Origin of the sequence: Paenibacillus andongensis (assembly GCF_025369935.1) — a bacterium.
GTDB classification, from domain to species: Bacteria; Bacillota; Bacilli; order Paenibacillales; family NBRC-103111; genus Paenibacillus_E; species Paenibacillus_E andongensis.
Genome location: NZ_CP104467.1, coordinates 4,732,519 through 4,750,983, shown reverse-complemented (window position 1 = coordinate 4,750,983; position 18,465 = coordinate 4,732,519). Strand labels below are relative to the sequence as shown.

Sequence of the window (18,465 nt, the reverse complement as noted above, 5' to 3'; positions counted from 1 at the left end):
TTCATCCTATTAATTTAAGGCCGCTAATTAATACCAGACTTGCAATAATCGTGCGCAGAAAATTGGTCGGTGCCTTGGTGGATAGTATGCTGCCTATAACGACTCCGGGAATGGAACCGATAAGAAGATTGAGGACGAGTGTATAATTCACATTTCCCATACTTGCGTGAAGAATGCCTGCTGTTGTCGCAAGGAAGAAAGCATGAGCGATGTCAGTGCCTACGAGCTGAGCAGGGTTCATACGGAAAAAGTAAAGCATCGCAATCGCATACAGGGAGCCAGATCCAATGGACGTAAGTCCGACAACAAAACCTAGTACAGCACCAATTGTAATCGTTAGTCCTTGCTTCTCGTTCAAAGACTGGAGCTGCCAGCGATTTTCTTTGATCTTGTGGCCGAAGAAAACTTTAAACAAGGTAGCAAACGCTACCAGAATCAAGACATAACCAAGAGCATGCTTGATAATGATCTCCTGATTATGAAAGAACGAATTGAATAATTTAAGAAAAATAACGGCTGCGGTTACACCTGGAATACTACCCATGGCCAGCATTTTAACCAGCTTGAAATCAATCGTTTTCTGCCGCCAATGCTGAATCGTGCCAAAAAGCTTTGTAATCGAATTATAAAGAAGGTCTGTTCCTACGGCAATTGAAGGATTAATACCAATCAGGATCAAAATGGGGGTGAGCAGCGAAGCTCCGCCTACACCAGTCAATCCAACCATAAAACCAACAAATACACCCATAAATAAAACAGTTAAAGTCATGTTGTCATGTCCCCAATCGAATTACCCACTAACCACATTGGATTAATTTTATTATATAGAAAAGCATTATGTAAAGGAAATTTTTAATTTGCTTTGTTAATTGACATCTTCGTACTCTGCACATGCTATTCATCCATACTGGAATCAGTTACAATATGTGGATGTGAAAAAAGTCAGCATGTAGGAGGGGACATCCGTGAGAAATCGAACAACGGTTATGGTGAGTATTGTATTGGCGGTATTGGTGTCGTCTATCGATACCACGATTGCGAATACCACCATGCCGATTATTGTGAAAGAAATTGGCGGCAATGACTTGTACGCATGGGCATTTACCTCTTATATGGTTCTTTCAACTGTATTAGCACCATTAGCAGGCAGATTATCTGACCTATTTGGGCGGAAACGGATTTTTGCAGCGGGTATACTATTGTTTCTTTTTGGATCTGTGCTCTGCGGTCTATCTCAGAACATGCTGCAGCTGATCTTATTCAGAGCGATACAAGGGATTGGTGCAGGGGTGATGATGCCTTTTCCTGCCATCATTGCGGGAGATATTTATCCGGTTGAGCAGCGAGGTAAAGTACAAGCTTATTTCACAGGGATGTGGGGCTTATCTGCCATATTAGCACCTCTACTGGGGACGTTCTTCGTAACCTACCTGAGTTGGCGGTGGATTTTTTTCGTGAATATACCGGTATGTATCGTTTCACTTCTTACCTTACAGCCGTATAAGGAAGTGTATCAACCAAAGAAAGCAGTGGTCGATTATGGCGGAGCAATTTTGTTTGCTTGTGGTATATCCTTTTTGCTGCTTACTACAGCAGTTGAGCATTATAGTTACATGTATGGCGCGCTAGGAGGCCTATGTATGATTGCTTTCTTTTTATATGAAAGGAAGCATCCTGCGCCGTTCGTTCCCTTAAATCTGCTGCGCAATCGCCCGGTGGCCATTATGATTGCAAGCTCATTTCTCAGCTGCGCGGCTCTCTTTGGGGCTTCCAGCTTCATACCTCTCTTCTTGCAAAATCAAGGCTACTCGTTGTTTGTCAGCGGTATTGCACTTCTGAGTACATCCATGGGGTGGATGGCTGTTGCTGTACCAGGTGGAAAATGGGTGCTTCGATATGGCTATAAACGGCTTTTAGTCATAGGTAATATGATACTCGTCATTACAGCCGCCTTATTTTATTTCATTCACGAGGGTACTCCTTTTTGGTACACGTTTAGCGCACTAACAATGCTTGGTCTTGCCTATGGTTTGATCTTCACCATTACTACAATCGGTTCACAGCAGCTTGTAGAAGCGCACCAGAAGGGGATTTCCACTTCACTGCAACTCTTTGCACGGAATATTGGGACAGCGGTCAGCGTAACGATTATGGGGGCAATCCTTACTAAATCCATCATCTTTTATACGGGTATTCATGGTATGTTCGTGTTTGGACTTGTGGCAAGCTTACTTTCATTAGCCATGCCGTTTGCTATTCGTTCAGTGTCCAATCTGAAAAGCCAGAAGGCGAAGTAGTCTACGTCTTCTGGCTTTATTCATAAAGCACCAGCATTTGCATCATGGATAACAAAACTCGTTTCAAATAGCTGGGCAGTAAGTGGAACTGAGAATAAATATCCTTGGATATTTTGACAGCCACATTTCTCTAGAAAAGAGAGCTGTTCATTAGTTTCTACACCTACCGCAAGGACACTCAAGTTTAAACGATGTGACATGGCCATAATAGCTTCAATGATAGAAGATGAGGATGTGGCGGTGGAAATGTCTTGTACAATCGATTTATCAATTTTCAACGTATCGACAGGAGATTTATGTAAATAACTTAATGAAGAATAACCAACTCCAAAATCATTGACAGTGATTTTAACCCCCTCGCGCTTTAAAGCATAAAGCTTTTCCATGATGCTGAGGCTATTATGCATTGATACGCTTTCGGTAATTTCAATTTCTAAGTACTGTGTTTCTAGCTCATTTTGATGCAGAATATCGAGAATCATTGTCACCAAATCTTCTTGATGAAACTGGACAGTAGAGACATTGACTGCAATAGGAACAGGCTCCATCCCCGCAGCTTGCCATTTTTTCATTTGTAAGCAGGCTGTTTGTAAAACCCATTTCCCTATGGCAATAATTTGTCCGGATTCCTCAGCAATTGGAACAAATTCCTTCGGCGAGACGCTTCCTAACTCATGGCTTTCCCACCGTAGTAAAGCTTCTACCCCGATTATTTTTCCGGTAGGAAGATGGAATTTGGGCTGGTACATCAGATAGAGCTCATTATGTTCGATGGCCGTTCGGAGGGATTGTTCACATGTACTTCTCCTCGAAAAAATGACACTCATTTCCTGTTCATAAAACTGATAATGGTTTCCTCCACGTTCTTTGGCCAGATACATCGCTTGATCGGCATTTTTCAGTAAAACCTCCGGATCTTCTCCATCGATCGGATACAATGAGATACCAATACTGGTTGAAACAAAAACATTGCGTCCGTCTATTTGGAAAGGTGCTTCCAATTGCTGAATGATTTTCTCCGCTTGCACTGCTGCTGACATCCTATTTCCGAATGGGTACAGAATCACAAATTCATCGCCGCTGAGTCTAGAGACAATGCTTTGTGAAATTAAGTTTTCCGAGAGAAGTAGGGAGAACTTTTGCAAAACTAGATCTCCTAAGTGATGGCCTAAGGTGTCATTGATGAGTTTAAACCGATTTACATCAAGGAAGAGTAGAGCTAAGCTCTGATTATGTTTTTTGGCATTGCTTAACGCATCTTGGAAAAGCTGGTTGAATTGGTTGCGATTCGGCAAGCCTGTCAGCAAATCAAAGTAGGCTAGCTGATGTATCATTTCCTCGGACTTCTTTTTTTCAGTCAGATCACGTAGATAAGCTGTATAGATATCCTTTCCTTTATACGGAGTGTACGTAATCGTTATTTCCGCCGGAAATACACTGCCGTCCGATCGATATGCTTTTAATTCGATTCGCTTACCGATCATCGTTTCGTCTTTCGCCGTGAATAGCAGATTTAAGAAGGTGGTCTCCTGGCCATCTTTTTCAAAAAGAAAATCGATTAACGTAAGCCCTAGCGCTTCTTCTCGTTCGTAACCAAAGATGGCTTCTGCCGCAGGATTAAATGCAATGATTCTCCCACTTGTATTAAACATCATGATACAATCGATAGCAGACTCTAAAATAGAAGCTTGGAGTGCAGTTTTGTTAGTAAAAGATAAGTAAATAGCAGTTATTGAAATAATGAACGTTAGCAGCATGAGGTAAATAGGAAAATTATCTATTAGCATATGATGCATGAATCGACCTCATTTCGTATAAATAAAAAAGTCCATCCCGAATGAAAGGATGAACTCCTTGACTCGGTAACCTGTCGTCCATAGCATCCCAATTAGGGATGCCTTAGGTCATGGCTTTGCGTCGCATTGTTTCCAATGGTTTGCTTTTGACGATTCTATATATGTAGTTCAAAAGGCACTAGTTAATGATGTATTAAGCCTATATACCAGTTAATACGACTCATTATAATTAGTTAAAAATGACGTGTCTATAGCGGTAATTAGCGAATCATGTCGAATTCTACTAAAAATAATTTATAATACTAATTTCTCAAATTTTCTGTAGTTCTAGAGATGGATAGGTGAGGTTCAATGATGAAATCAAGCCAAGTTCGAGGCATTATTTTTGACATGGATAATACACTGCTGAGGTCTAGAATTAATTTCCAAATGATGAAAAAGCAAGTGGCGGACTACCTTATTGAACATGATCTATTGCCGGTTAGCTTTCCGTTTCAAGAACATACAACATCAACCATGATTGCGTATGTGAAAGCGAAGGGGATGCCTGAAGAGTCCTATACCGAAGTGATGAAAATGGTCGTTGAGCACGAACTAATCGGCATGGAGGGCGCAGGACTGGAGTCCGATGTTTCTGAGCTTTTGAATGTTTTAATGAAGGGTTATGTCCTGGTTATTGTGACAAACAATTCTTATAAGGCAGCGGTTCATGCGCTGGAAACGACTGGAATTCGTCCATACTTTGATTTGGTTATCGGAAGAGAGCAGATGGAAGACATGAAACCATCGCCTTCCGGATACTTAGCTGCAAAGCAGCATTTTCCACAAATTCTTGAGAGCGAATGGATATCCATCGGAGATTCGTGGATAGATGGCAGAGCATCCATAGATGCTGGGATCCCCTTTATCAGCTATGGGCCTAACGGGCACTTGATGGAGGAGAAGGGGATTACCCCTATAGCGAATATTGACAGCTTGCTTAAGTTGTTAGATTATGTGTAGATAATGATTAATGAAAGTAGTGAATGAAGATGTTAGTGAATGTGAAATCTCGACTAAACGAAAACGAAATACAAGAACTGCTTAGTTACAGTGTTTTTCCCGATCCAGAGGCGCTGCAGCCTGTTCTTGAGCGTTATGAAAATGATGCTAATCTGTGGTTATTTGGGTATGAATCCGAAGGTATCATGGTGGGCATCATCGGCTTTGAACTTAGTAATAATCAGGAGATGACGATCACTCATCTTGCCGTTGAACCGGAGAGCAGAGGGGTAGGCTTTGGGCGAGGGATTATCCTTGAAATTATTGAAGATATGAGTCCCATTCGAATCGTGGCTGAAACCGATGAAGAAAGTGTCCAGTTCTATAGAAATATTGGATTCGTTATTCGAAGCTTAGGGGAGAAATATCCCGGTGTAGAGCGTTTCTTATGTACGTATGAGGTAGAAGAAGCGGAAGAAGATTAATAATGTCGGGCCCGCTACTTTAGTGGAACTAGAATTCGTTATTTTTGGAAATTGAAATTGGAAAAAAGGATCTTAGTCGCGACTCGCGGCTCAGATCCTTTTTTTTGTGTTCCGATCAAGATCGGTAAGATTTCATTCGAGCCTTGGACGAAAGTAAGAGTCATGTTAGGAAGCTTTTCGCATATATTGTTGTAGATTATTAACTTTATACAAGTGCTTTGAAAGCGATTTCGATTCGTCATTTTAAGTGACGAAATTCACAATGCTGACAAGCCCAGATCCGTTAGCTGTCGAATGTGCAAGCAAGTTCCTAAGAAATAGGAGGGTGCAGAGATGCTGCATATTGTCGTTTGTATCAAGCAGGTACCTGACTCTAGAGAAATTCGCATTGACCCGAAAAATAATACGTTAATTCGCCAAGGTGTCCCAAGTATCGTGAACTTCTATGATATGCATGGGCTGGAAGAGGCGCTCCGTATTAAAGATGAACAAGGTGCGAGGATTACAGTGGTAACAATGGGGCCGCCACCTGCGGAGAAAGGGTTAAAGGAGTGCATCTCCCTTGGCGCTGACGATGCTGTATTAGTGACGGACCGCGGCTTCGCAGGTGCGGACACGCTGGCGACATCGTACGTTGTTGCCCGAACCATCCGTAAAATTGCCGAAACGTGGGGACCGGTGGACATCGTTTTTTGCGGCAAACAAACGCTGGACGGCGACACGGGGCAGGTTGGGCCTGGCGTCGCATGCCGATTGGATTTGGAACAGCTTACTTATGTAAACAAAGTTGCCAGTGTGGATGAAAAGCGGCGGAAAGTTCGTGTTCATCGGCTATTGGAAGATGGCATTGAAGTCGTTGAGACAAGCATGCCGGTGCTGATCACGGCGCTGAAGGAACTGAATAAGGTGAGACGAGCATCGCTGCCTGGCATGATTCGGGCTGCGCGTTATAAGCCGACGGTTTGGACGACAGCTGATTTCCCGGATCTTGAAAAAGCGAAAATCGGGCTAAAAGGCTCACCCACGATCGTTGCCAAAACATGGGTGCCGGAGGTAAGAGCGGTTAAAACGCATATGATCGCGTTTGATTCGCCAGAGGCAGCGGCTGCTCAGCTAGCTGATCAGCTCATGACGAAGGAGATGCAGACTTTGTTGGACTGGTCTTCGTGACAATAAAGCATGTGCACGACCTAAACTCAGAATCACCGGTACGGGAATGGAGGAAGTCACGATGTCAAATGAACAATCACTAGACCAGCCTGAAGTGTCGATGCCCGATTGGTCGGCTTATCGGGGGGTATTGATCGTTGTGGAGCAGCGAGATGGAGCTGCGAAGAAGGTTTCCTGGCAGCTGCTAGGCGAAGGCAAAAAGCTGGCCGCGAAGCTTGACGCGCCGCTCATGGCGCTCGTCATCGGCGAGGATGTTGCTCACCTCGCCGATGAAGCCGTGCATTACGGCGCGGACAAGGTGTACTTATGCGAAGCACCCGAGCTTCGCACGTACAGGACTCGGCCATACAGCCGAGTCTGCTTGAAGCTGATCGAGGAAGCGAAGCCCGAGATCGTCCTGTTCGGCGCGACAGCGACGGGCCGCGACTTGGCAGGCGCGATAGCGACTCACCTGCCGACGGGGCTGACGGCCGACACGACGCAGCTCGACGTGGAGCCGCCGCCGTCCAGGCTGCTGCTGGCCAGCCGGCCGGCTTTTTCCGAGAAGATGATGGCCACCATCCTCTGTAAGCAGTACCGGCCGCAGATGGCGACGGCGCGGGCCGGGGTGTTTCAGGCGCTGCCGAAGGACGCGACGCGCCAAGGCGAAATCATCGCTATCTCCGCGACGATGCGCGAGGAAGAGATTGCCGCGCAGGTGCTCGACTTTCTGCGCGAAACAGGCAAGCTCAATCTCGAGGATGCCGAGATTATCGTGGCGGGGGGCCGCGGGCTTGGCGGGCCTGATGCTTTCGGGCTGCTCGCCGAGCTAGCGGATGCGCTCGGCGGTGTCGTTGGCGCATCGCGTGCCGCGGTCGATGCGGGCTGGATCGGGCACGAGCACCAGGTTGGTCAAACCGGTGCCACGGTCAGGCCGAAGCTATACTTCGCCATCGGCATTTCCGGTGCTGTCCAGCATACCGTAGGTATGAGCCATGCGGATGTCGTCGTGGCGATTAACAAAGATGAAAAAGCGCCAATCTTTCAATTCGCTCATTATGGAATTGTAGGCGATATGTTCAAAATTGTTCCGGCCATTACGAATGAGATCAAACAGCGCCGAACGTTATTTGGCAAACAACTAGCTGCTGCCGACACCTCCATGCCACAGGACGATTCGAAGACAGGGGTCAGCGCAGCTCTTGGGAGGAGTGAAGCCAAATGAACGAGAAATTTGACGCGATTGTTGTTGGCGGTGGTCCGGCGGGCGCAGCAGCCGCTTTGACGATGGCACGTGCTGGATTATCCGTTGTTTTGTTGGAGAGGGGGGAGTTCCCCGGAGCCAAAAACATTTTCGGAGGCGTCCTGTACCGTAAGCAAATCGAAGAGCTGATTCCCGAATTTTGGAAAGAAAAAAACTTTCCGATGGAGCGTTACATTGTGGAGCAGCGCATCTGGATGATGGGCAAAGAATCCATGGTTACCTTCGGACACCGCAATGAGGCTTACAAGGAGCCTTACAATTGCTTTACTGGACTGCGGGTTAAGTTCGATCAGTGGTTCGCGGACAAAGCCGTTGCAGCTGGGGCCATTCCTATTTACGAAACCGTTGCGCTCGATGTGATACGCGAAGGTAACAAGATCGTTGGTGTTCGAACTGATCGAGATGACGGTGATTTATACGCCGATGTTGTCGTCATTGCCGATGGCGTGAACTCCTTGCTCGGAAAGGCGATGGGTATTCACAAAGAATGGATGCCGGACGAAGTTTCGTTGGCTGTGAAAGAAGTCATAGCACTTCCTAGGGAGAAAATCGAAGACCGATTCGGACTCGAAGGTGACGAAGGCGTTACGATTGAGTTTATGGGAGAGACCTCGCTGGGTATGGCTGGCATGGGTTTTCTGTATACGAATAAAGAAACCATTTCACTGGGCGTAGGGGTTATGGTTAATCATTTGCGGGACAAAAAAGTGAAGCCTTATGCGGTCCTCGATGCTGTTAAACAGCACCCTATGATTCGGAAATTGATTCAAGGGGGAGAAACGAAGGAGTACTCCGGGCACTTGATTCCCGAGGGTGGCTTCCACTCCATCCCGCCGTTGTCGGGAGATGGTTGGTGCGTCTGCGGGGATGCCGCGCAGTTAATCAACTTTGTGCACCGCGAAGGAACGAATTTAGCTATGACCTCTGGTCGACTGGCCGGCGAGGCGATTGTCGAGGCCAAAGCGCAAAGCGATTTTTCCGCCGCTTCACTCAAAGCTTACGACCAGAAAATTCGCGAATCATTTGTCCATAAAGACTTACAGAAATACAAAGGTATGCATCAATTCCTCAAAGAACAGGACCCAGAGTTATTGTTCGACAAGCTGCCCAGAGCGCTGAATGAAGCAGCTTACAACATGTTCCTCGTAGATGGGATTACCAAAGCAAATAAGCAAAAAATGGCTATGAAGCTCATCAAAAATGCCGCAGGCGGTACAGTAAATTTGATGAAGCTAGGCTACAAGGGATGGAGGGCGATGAACGGATGAGCCAAAGCGACATTTCAGATAAGCTATTTACCATTCGTTATAAATGCGATGATAAGTCGCACCTCGTAATCAAGGATACACAGACCTGCTTAAATTGTGTTACGAAGGATTGCAATTATTTCTGTCCCTCGGACGTCTATGAATGGGAAAAGAAACTCAAGATTACAACCGTTGCATTTGAAAATTGTATCGAGTGCGGGACCTGCCGAATTGCGTGTCCATCGTACAACATTGATTGGGTCTACCCCAAAGGCGGATATGGTATGACATATAAATTTGGCTAAAATGAAAAATACGAAACGGAGTTAAGGCTATTTCGAGCCTTGGCTCCTTTTTTTATTGTAATTAAAAACTACATTCCTCCATATGTAGGTGCTAATCCTCCATAGTTTTGTTCGCGAAGGGATATGATAATAGAAGGTAGGAGGGATATTATGCGAATTACATTTGAACCAACACAAGAACTATTCCATTTACAAAACAAACACATGAGCTATGTTATTCAACTAATCAAATCCGCTTACCCAGCCCATGTTTACTGGGGACGCCCTATCCGATCAGGTCAATTGGCTTCGATCCTACAATTTCAGGAGAGATGTTCGTTTTCACCCAATCCTGTTCCTGAAGATCGCAGCATTTCTTTTGATACACTGCCTCAAGAGTACCCGGCATACGGTACGAGTGATTATCGGGAGCCAGCTTATCAAGTTGCTCTTCCGGATGGATCTACAATTTCTGAACTCGTCTATGACAAACATCGAATCTACCAAGGGAAACCTGTGCTCGAAGGGCTCCCTGCGACATATGTAGAGCAGGATAATGAAGCGGAAACATTGGAGCTTGAGCTCGTTGATTCTGTCATTGGCCTTCGTGTCATTCTTACTTATACAATTTTTGAGCAGCATGCAGCGATGTCAAGATCGGTGCGGTTCGTAAATGAAGGATCTGGTGATCTAAAGCTGCTTCGAGCGCTTAGTATGAGCCTTGATTATCAGCATAGCGAGTTTGATCTTCTTCAACTTTCAGGTAGTTGGGTTAGAGAACGACATATCGAGAGAAGACCCTTAGCACCAGGGAAATTGACCGTAGAAAGTCGCCGCGGATCGAGTAGTCATCAGCACAATCCTTTCGTTGCACTACTTTCCAAGGACGCAAATGAAGATCATGGCGATGTGTATGGTTTCAGCCTTGTTTATAGTGGCAATTTCGCTGCCCATGCAGAGGTTGAGCCGTATGGTTCAGCACGTGTATCCATGGGGATTAATCCATTTGATTTTGGCTGGTTGCTTGAGCCAGGACAACATTTTCAAACGCCTGAAGCCGTAATGGTTTATTCAAATGCTGGTCTAGGGGACATGTCAAGAACGTATCACAAGCTTTATCGTACTCGGCTTTGCCGCGGTGAATTCCGTGATCGGACAAGACCTGTTCTCGTGAATAACTGGGAAGCAACCTATTTTCAATTTAATGCGGATAAAATAGAAAGCATCGCCAGCGCCGGCAAGGAGCTTGGCATCGAGCTATTTGTTCTTGACGATGGTTGGTTCGGCAAAAGAGACAGCGATAACAGCTCCTTGGGAGACTGGGTCGTGGATAAAGCCAAGTTACCGGGGGGACTGGAGGATCTCGTTTCCAGAGTCAATGGGATGGGACTTGAGTTTGGGCTGTGGTTTGAACCCGAAATGGTATCCCCAGACAGTGACTTATATCGAAAACACCCAGACTGGTGCTTACATGTACCGAATCGTAGACGTACGGAAGGCCGTCAGCAATTAATATTGGATTTTTCACGTGCAGATGTATGTGAGGCGATCGCGAAAATGATCCGTGATATCCTAAGCAGCGCGCCGATCACTTACGTCAAATGGGACATGAACCGTAATATGACCGAAATTGGTTCCGCCGCATTGCCTCCGGAAAGACAAAGAGAAACCGCCCATCGCTATATACTTGGGCTCTACAGCGTTCTAGAAACATTGACGACCGAGTTCCCGCATATTTTGTTCGAGAGCTGCTCTGGTGGCGGTGGGCGGTTTGACCCTGGCATGTTGTATTATATGCCGCAAACGTGGACAAGCGATAACACAGATGCCATCTCCCGTTTGAAAATTCAGTATGGGACGAGCATCGTTTATCCTGTTAGTTCCATGGGAGCGCACGTATCCGCCGTACCTAATCACCAAGTTCACCGTGAGACATCTCTGGAAATGCGCGGCGATGTTGCGATGTCTGGCAATTTTGGTTATGAACTTGACCTAACGCGGTTTACTGACGAGGAAAAAGAAATCGTCAAAAAGCAAATTGCTGATTATAAGCATATTCGGCCGCTTATCCAATTCGGCGACATGTACCGCTTACTCAGTCCATTCGAAGGTAATGAAACCGCTTGGATGATCGTTTCTGAAGATAAGACCCAAGCTATGGTCGCTTATTTCCGAGTACTCGCCGAGCCGAATGCGCCTCTCAAAACGCTGCGGCTCAAAGGTCTCAACCCATCCTTCGATTACCAAATCGCAGGCTTGCAAGGTGAGTACCCCGGCGATCATCTTCTTTACGCCGGACTGCCAGTCTCTGGTCTCCATGGAGACTTCCAAAGTAAAATCTGGCTGCTCGAGCATAAGCCATTATAGACAGTCAAAAACACTGACTTCTTCACTGAGGTCAGTGTTCTTTTGTTTCATGGAATTTGGAAAGATACAAATTTGGTTTGAGTAGAGGTAACTATGAGCACTATCCCTTTAGCTCAGATAGCTGAAACTCTGTGGTGCTTCTGACCACTATCCCCTTGACTCAGTTAGAAGTGAAGTAATCCAGAGCTGGCCATTTTTATTTCCTAGAAGTGCCCTGTGAACGCCCTGACCAAACTCTCCGCTGGACACAAGGCTTTTTAATCAGATTTGTAGATATCACAGAATAGCATAGTTGAAAAAGTTGAAGAGCGTGAAACACCACTGAAAACAATAAGTGGTTTAAGTCTGGTATTTGTAAATACCACAGAATCTATGAAAAGTAGAGCGTTAACTCCAAACGAGCTTTATAATTTTGAGAGTTAAGCTGGCTTCATATTTGTTGGGGTTTACGATATGATTAGAATATACATACTTTCAATTTTTTTATCACGAAGGGAGAATCATTCGATATGCTGCAGCGACCTGGTAGTGAAGAATACTCACCATTTTTTACTGGCTATATTAGTCAAGTTCCTGAAGGCGACTATCTGTCTTTTTTGCACAGCCAATTAGACGCTGTCATCGCTTTGTTTTCACCGATTAATGACGAGCAAGGGCTTTATCGATATGAACCGGGAAAGTGGAGCTTGAAGGAAGTTTTGGGGCATATGACGGATACGGAGCGGATTATGAGTTATCGGATGCTGCGTATTGCTCGTGGAGATACAACGAATTTACCAGGATTTGATCAGGATTTATACATCACAAATGCATCTTTCGACGAATTGTCGATAGAGGATTTGTTAAACGATTTTAAAGCGGTACGTCAAGCCACATTTTCACTGGTGAAAACAATTTCAGAAGCAGCCTGGTTACGTAAAGGGATCGCTAATAACAATGAAATCTCTGCACGCGCACTTGCCTATGTAATAGCCGGTCATGCTCAGCATCATCTTGGCATCATCCAACAAAAATACAATCACTAAAAAACGAGAAGTCCTGGGGACTTCTCGTTTTTTTAGTATAAGGATAAGGCAAGGGAGTCGCGCTCATTAAAGGAATGGAGAATCGCTTCACAACCTACGATCTCAATACTAATGATAGAGTCCAAACATTTCTTAATCGTCGCTCTTCCTTTAGTCACTTTCGCTTCAAGTGCGGATTTCAATAAATTGAATTTCTTTTTATTTTTCTCATCTGAGTAGACTGGCACGGGTTTGTTGTGAATTGTAATAAACATTTTCATCATTTTTCACCATCCTAGGAATTGGATATAAGATTAGCATATATGAATATTATTAAATTAACCTTAAAATAGTTTTACAATTTTGAAACAAAACCAAATATTTCTATGTATTTCTACTTCTCATAAGAATATACGTATGAGAGAGAAGAATTGTTTCATACTTAGATCGCATTTCTTGAAATATTTGTGAATTCGATGATTTTAATTTTGCTGAGCATTTTGGCGAAAAAGCTTTGGGGATGTCCCAAATCTATGTTTAAATGCTCGGTGAAAGTAGGGATAGCTACCGAAACCGCAGCTTAGAGCAATTTGCTCCAGAGACATTGAACTATCATGCATGCGTTCCACAGCGCTGGATAAGCGTACTTCAAGGGCGTATTGAATCATGGTCTTGCCGAAGCATTCTTTGAACAAATGAACCGCGCGGGAAACGCTTAGCCCAACATGATTGGCAACATCATCAACTTTAAAAGTAGCAGTAGCTTGTGCTTCAATGAACCTCTTCATACGTGTTCCGGTAAATGGGCGTCCTTGTAAGGAGACGGTTTCTGTTGCGGCACGCTCTACATATAGGCAAAGTGCTTGCAGCAAATAGCCGCTAAGCTCTTGATTTTCTTCTTCCATTCTTCGTTTTTCGAGAATAAGCTGTCGCCATAGAGAGATTAACCGAGCATCTAAGTCGATGCGCGTACAAGTTTGTTTGAGGCTGCGTTTCCACCATGCATCGATCCAAGGGCCTTTACAGAATACATAATAGTCGCCACTGGCGATTTTATTGCTAGGTTGATCCAACTCGTGCTCGATACGCAGTTCATAAGGGTCTCCCGGTTTATAAAGGAGTAGATGACCAGCTTCGATCCGTTGCATACGGCCATCAATTAGAACCTCGGAATTTCCTTCAGTTTGTAAACGGAAAAGATAAGAATTTAGACCAGATTTGGTACTCACATTAAACGGTTCCATATGAAAAGAATAGCCGCAGGTTAAGACCTCAGTTTTCATTGTATTCACCTTTCGTAGCCAAATAGGAGATGTTTTGATTATATCGTGAATGGTCATATAAGGCTATGATCCAGTATACTAATTCTATTATGTTCGATTTATCAAAATATGGATGATAAGAAAAGAGGAGAACAAATGGGACGTTTAGGAATTGGTCTGCAATTGTATACATTAAGAGATGATATGGAGAAAGACATGGAAGGCACACTTCGTCATGTAGCGAAGTTAGGATATGAAGGCGTAGAATTTGCAGGGTATTATGGTAAGCCAGCAGCAGAACTCAAAGAGCTGTTGGATGAGCTAGGTTTGAAAGCATTCGGCAGTCACGTGAGTTTAGAGAGATTCCGTAAAGATCTGCAAGGTGAACTGGATTACCTAAAAACAATCGGTGCGAAATACGCTATTTGCCCTTATGTTGGTGCTGAAGAACGCGAGTCAGCAGATCAATGGAAAGCACTGATTGCTGAATGCCAAGCGATTGCCATAGAAACGAATAAGCAAGGTTTGCAGTTCCTTTATCACAATCATGACTTCGAATTTCATTATAAAGTGGATGACGAGTTCGTTTTTGATGCCATGTTTGCCAAAACAGGTGAAGATGCAATTAACGTAGAGATGGACGTTTGTTGGGTTCAATACGCTGGTCAAGATCCACTTGCCTACATAGCAAAATATGCAGGCCGTTTACCGCTGATTCATTTCAAAGATTTCACGAAAGATGCCGAAGGCAAATTAGTAACACTAGAACTGGGTTTAGGCGATGTACCATTGGAAAAAGTGATTAAAGCGGCTGAGCAAGCAGGCGTGGAATGGCTTGTTGTTGAGCAGGATCACTGCCAGAAGCCGCCACTTACAAGTGTTGAGAACAGCTTGAACTGGGTAAAAGAGCATTACACGAATGTTCATAACTAACATTTAAAAGGAGCATTAATAAACATGAGTAAAATTAAAGTGGCCGTTGTAGGTTGCGGTTCTATCGCTAAACATAGACACATCCCGGAATATGCTTGGAATTCGAATGTTGAACTCGTCGCTTTCGTAGATCCAGTCCTAGAGAGAGCCGAGCACTTTGCGCAGCTGCATGGGGGCAAAGCATACAGCAGTTATACTGAAATGTTGAAGCAGGAGAAAGTGGACGCAGTTAGTGTTTGTACACCGAACTTTCTCCATGCTGAAGTATCCATTGCGGCTGCAAATGCAGGTGCTCATGTACTGGTTGAGAAGCCAATGGCTTCAACGGCTGAAGAAGCGGAAGCCATGATTGAAGCGGCAAAGAAAAATGGCGTGTTTTTAATGGTTGGTCACAACCAACGACTGATGCCTCCGCATGTCAAAGCCAAAGAAATTTTGAATTCCGGCAAATTGGGTAAAGTGTTGACATTCCGTACATCTTTCGGACATCCAGGTCCGGAAGGCTGGAGCGTGGACGGCCGCGAAAGCTGGTTCTTCCGCAAAGAAGAAGCAACCATGGGTGCGATGGGCGATCTTGGTGTACACAAGTCGGATTTAATTCGTTGGTTGCTTGCTGACGAGGTTGCACAAGTGGCTGCTTTCGTGGGTACTCTGCACAAAGAAGGTACAGATGTTGACGACAATGCGACTTGTTTGCTTCGCATGAAAAGCGGCGCAACTGGCTCATTAGTCGCTAGCTGGACTTATTATAAAGGTCAAGACAACTCAACCGTGTTATGGTGCGAGAATGGTGTCATCAAAATTGATACCGATCCGAATGATCAAGTTATCGTTGAGCTTCGTGATGGTACGGTTGAACGTTATAAAGTTGGACAAATCGCAACGAATGAGAAACAAACGCATAGCGGTGTCATTGACGAGTTCATTACAAGCATCCTGGAAGGCAAAAAGCCGCGTATTTCCGGCGAAGAGGGGCTTCGCTCCTTGCAGGTCATACTTGCAGCTTTTGAATCCGAAGCAACAGGAAAAATTATCTCCCTTTAATCTAGGTCATACGAGAAATGAAAAGCTCATCCATTCGTGGATGGAGCTTTTCTTTTTCCTTGGAGTTGAAAAACCCCCTTATTCTCAAATTAGAGAAAAGGGGGCTTGGCGTCTAACTTCGTTTAACGCCCGCCTATTTCAATCGGCAAGGTGTTTGATTTACCAACGATAGTTTCCTTTGAATCTTTCACATTGACTTGAATGTCCCAGATTCCAGACTTGAGTAAATGGCCTTCGACCTTGGCAGTCAGTGTATGTTCATCTTGCCAAGTGCTTGGAACGGCTTTGCCATTTAAAGTAACATAGCCAAGAGGGGGGATATTGCTTCCTCTCACCGTTAATGTCACACTTGAACGACCAGATAAATCCATTGTATCAGATTCGACTTTATCAAGCTGGATCGGTCCAAATCCGAGCATATACTTAGAATTAATAATGGGAACTTTATAATCCTTGTAAGCATGCCGATCGCCGAAAATGATATCATATTGCAAAGTCTCGTAATCCTTAAGGTCCTGCTCGTTAATATTCATGGCCTCATAATGATCTTTCGGTGGTATGACAGGGATCTTTTTCGAAAGTTGGCTTAAATAATCGGTATAATAGCTGCCTTGCTGTTTGGATAATTCAATAAGATAAGGGCCTAAGAATGAAGGACTAATATTTAATGTATCTTTGCGCTCATGGTCAAAATTGTTCCAAACGACAAGCGGAACGCTGTACATCTTTTTCAGGAAATCAGGATCGTCTTTGCCGCTAATATACTTAGTGTCAATGTATGTGGCATAATCATCACCCAGGGCTGGTAAGTGGTCTCCCCAGAAAGCGATAATCGTTGGTTCACCCTTTTTCTCGTAGTAGTCAACTAATTCCTTCAACATTTTATCTGAGGCATTAATGCCTTGAGCAAGCGTTTCAAGCATACCTTGAGAAGAGGGAGATATATTGCCAGTAACATCGATTGTGTTTTTGGGAAACTTGCCCGGGAAAAAGTGAAAATGGTTTTCCATCGTGTTGGCAAATACGAAATCGGGTCCATCGCTTTGGTCCGTCGCATGAATAATATTAGCAGCAACTTCGCTGTCTGCGATATAAGGACCTGAGTAGTTAGGCTTAAAATATTCGATTGGAATATACTTGGAAAAGCCAAAGTATTTATATATTCTATTACTGTTGAAATACCAGTTGTAGAATGGACTTATCGCCGTTGATGTATAACCTTGTCTGGCATAAATACTTGCCAAAGAATCTACTTCATTCGTAAGGAATTGATTGTAGGCGATTGACCCTTGCGGTAGAAAACGCATAGAGTTACCGGTTAATACCTCGAACTCGACATTAGCTGTACCCCCGCCATACTGTGGTGAAAGCATCGTGCCGCTTGTCCCCGTCTGCTGCAGCTTATGAAAGAAAGGGATGGGATCACGACTGAATTCCACACCTTTGATAACGGTTGGATCCCAGAATGCCTCACTTAAAACGACAATAACGTTTGGTTTTATAGGGTTGTTTGGATCCCCGGCTTTAATCGGCTTAGGTGTATTACTGACAATAGCTTCAACTGCTTTATCATCGTAACCTTCACGTTTTTCGGTTAACATCGACTTGGTATTCAGAAACGTTGCTAATGCATAGCCGTTCGTTGTGGTATTCTCAACTTGGTTCCATACGGATGCTTGGATACCGCACCATTTCTGAATCGGAAGGGGGAGATCCGTGTAAACCGCAGACAACATTGCAATCGCGATTATAGCAAGGATTCCACGTTCTTTTAGGGCAACCTTTTTCGAGAATAAGGTCGTGCGGTATAACAAAAAATAACTGGCCACTACGAACAACAGAATGATGATCAAAATTTTGAAGCTTAGAATATTAGAGATGTATTTCACCATATCCGACGCTTCGCCGGCCAAGACGATGTCCCAAGGTGTCAATGGGACCCCTAATATTTTCAACTTAACGCCACTTACAAGGGCCAAGGTAAGAAGAATACCCGAAATGACCCAATAGGCAATTCTAGTCCGGCCGATCATGGCGATGAACAATAATAATAAGCTGAATACGATCCATTCATTGAATACCAGTTCAAGCAGATGCTTGTAACTCCAAGTAATCATTTCTATATAATGTCCGCGGCTCAAAATTTCCATAATCAAAACAGGAATTAGGGCAATTAATAATAGTGGCAATCGTTGCCGGGTTAGAAGCAAAAAGCGATTAATGTGCTGGTTCATATATGTCTCCTATGAGATTCAAATTAAGAAATTGTAAATGATAACAGCCACCATTATACCATGGCCTACGTTAATATTCGATGGTATTATATCTAACAATTTTTATAATAAAGTCTCA

16 protein-coding genes and 1 riboswitch are annotated in these 18,465 nt (G+C 44.3%); of the genes, 11 read left to right on the top strand and 5 right to left on the bottom strand.

Features of this window, described 5'->3' with window-relative positions; all coding sequences use genetic code 11:
• Window position 1: 1 nt before the first annotated feature.
• Window positions 2-769, bottom strand: a complete 768-nt coding sequence (locus NYR53_RS21770; RefSeq protein WP_261301257.1) for a sulfite exporter TauE/SafE family protein — start codon at window positions 767-769, stop codon at window positions 2-4.
• A gap of 196 nt (window positions 770-965) precedes the next feature.
• Here NYR53_RS21770 and NYR53_RS21765 point away from each other — a divergent pair, with 196 nt between their 5' ends.
• Complete coding sequence (locus NYR53_RS21765; RefSeq protein WP_261301256.1) at window positions 966-2,297, top strand: MFS transporter; 1,332 nt, start codon at window positions 966-968, stop codon at window positions 2,295-2,297.
• A 20-nt stretch (window positions 2,298-2,317) separates the two neighbouring features.
• Here the strand turns inward: NYR53_RS21765 and NYR53_RS21760 are convergent, their stop codons facing one another.
• Window positions 2,318-4,093, bottom strand: a complete 1,776-nt coding sequence (locus NYR53_RS21760; protein ID WP_261301255.1) for a putative bifunctional diguanylate cyclase/phosphodiesterase — start codon at window positions 4,091-4,093, stop codon at window positions 2,318-2,320.
• Between the two features lie 62 nt (window positions 4,094-4,155).
• Window positions 4,156-4,248: riboswitch (cyclic di-GMP riboswitch) on the bottom strand.
• 196 nt (window positions 4,249-4,444) lie between these two features.
• Between NYR53_RS21760 and NYR53_RS21755 the strand changes: the two genes are divergently transcribed.
• From NYR53_RS21755 to NYR53_RS21720, 8 genes are all read left to right on the top strand, one after another.
• Entirely contained in the window at window positions 4,445-5,095 is a 651-nt protein-coding gene (locus tag NYR53_RS21755; protein ID WP_261301254.1) for an HAD family hydrolase, read from the top strand.
• A 23-nt stretch (window positions 5,096-5,118) separates the two neighbouring features.
• A complete protein-coding gene (locus tag NYR53_RS21750) occupies window positions 5,119-5,559 on the top strand; it encodes a GNAT family N-acetyltransferase (protein WP_367618557.1) in 441 nt (146 codons plus the stop codon).
• 333 nt (window positions 5,560-5,892) lie between these two features.
• The gene (locus tag NYR53_RS21745) at window positions 5,893-6,729 is read left to right on the top strand and encodes an electron transfer flavoprotein subunit beta/FixA family protein (protein WP_261301253.1); all 837 of its coding nucleotides are present in this window, start codon (window positions 5,893-5,895) and stop codon (window positions 6,727-6,729) included.
• 61 nt (window positions 6,730-6,790) lie between these two features.
• Complete coding sequence (locus tag NYR53_RS21740) at window positions 6,791-7,933, top strand: electron transfer flavoprotein subunit alpha/FixB family protein (RefSeq protein WP_261301252.1); 1,143 nt, start codon at window positions 6,791-6,793, stop codon at window positions 7,931-7,933.
• Window positions 7,930-9,240, top strand: a complete 1,311-nt coding sequence (locus tag NYR53_RS21735; RefSeq protein ID WP_261301251.1) for an FAD-dependent oxidoreductase — start codon at window positions 7,930-7,932, stop codon at window positions 9,238-9,240. The genes NYR53_RS21740 and NYR53_RS21735 overlap by 4 nt, the downstream gene beginning before the upstream one ends.
• The gene (locus NYR53_RS21730) at window positions 9,219-9,524 is read left to right on the top strand and encodes a ferredoxin family protein (RefSeq protein ID WP_029198044.1); all 306 of its coding nucleotides are present in this window, start codon (window positions 9,219-9,221) and stop codon (window positions 9,522-9,524) included. The genes NYR53_RS21735 and NYR53_RS21730 overlap by 22 nt, the downstream gene beginning before the upstream one ends.
• A gap of 150 nt (window positions 9,525-9,674) precedes the next feature.
• Complete coding sequence (locus NYR53_RS21725; protein WP_261301250.1) at window positions 9,675-11,870, top strand: alpha-galactosidase; 2,196 nt, start codon at window positions 9,675-9,677, stop codon at window positions 11,868-11,870.
• 509 nt (window positions 11,871-12,379) lie between these two features.
• Window positions 12,380-12,895 carry a DinB family protein gene (locus NYR53_RS21720; protein ID WP_261301249.1) on the top strand — a complete coding sequence of 172 codons (516 nt, stop codon included), beginning with the start codon at window positions 12,380-12,382 and terminating at the stop codon, window positions 12,893-12,895.
• A gap of 32 nt (window positions 12,896-12,927) precedes the next feature.
• On the opposite strand, the gene NYR53_RS21715 is transcribed toward NYR53_RS21720, so the two are convergent.
• Complete coding sequence (locus NYR53_RS21715) at window positions 12,928-13,155, bottom strand: hypothetical protein (RefSeq protein ID WP_029198041.1); 228 nt, start codon at window positions 13,153-13,155, stop codon at window positions 12,928-12,930.
• Between the two features lie 201 nt (window positions 13,156-13,356).
• A complete protein-coding gene (locus NYR53_RS21710; RefSeq protein ID WP_367618676.1) occupies window positions 13,357-14,118 on the bottom strand; it encodes a helix-turn-helix domain-containing protein in 762 nt (253 codons plus the stop codon).
• Window positions 14,119-14,292: 174 nt separating this feature from the next.
• On the opposite strand from NYR53_RS21710, the gene NYR53_RS21705 reads away from it, so the two are divergent.
• On the top strand, window positions 14,293-15,069 hold the full coding sequence (locus NYR53_RS21705) for a sugar phosphate isomerase/epimerase family protein (protein ID WP_261301247.1): 777 nt from the start codon (window positions 14,293-14,295) through the stop codon (window positions 15,067-15,069).
• A 24-nt stretch (window positions 15,070-15,093) separates the two neighbouring features.
• Window positions 15,094-16,113: a Gfo/Idh/MocA family protein gene (locus NYR53_RS21700; protein WP_261301246.1), complete on the top strand. Its 1,020-nt coding sequence runs from the start codon at window positions 15,094-15,096 to the stop codon at window positions 16,111-16,113.
• A gap of 122 nt (window positions 16,114-16,235) precedes the next feature.
• On the opposite strand, the gene NYR53_RS21695 is transcribed toward NYR53_RS21700, so the two are convergent.
• Window positions 16,236-18,347 (bottom strand): LTA synthase family protein, encoded by a 2,112-nt coding sequence (locus NYR53_RS21695; protein WP_261301245.1) that lies wholly within the window; start codon window positions 18,345-18,347, stop codon window positions 16,236-16,238.
• Between the last annotated feature and the right edge of the window lie 118 nt (window positions 18,348-18,465).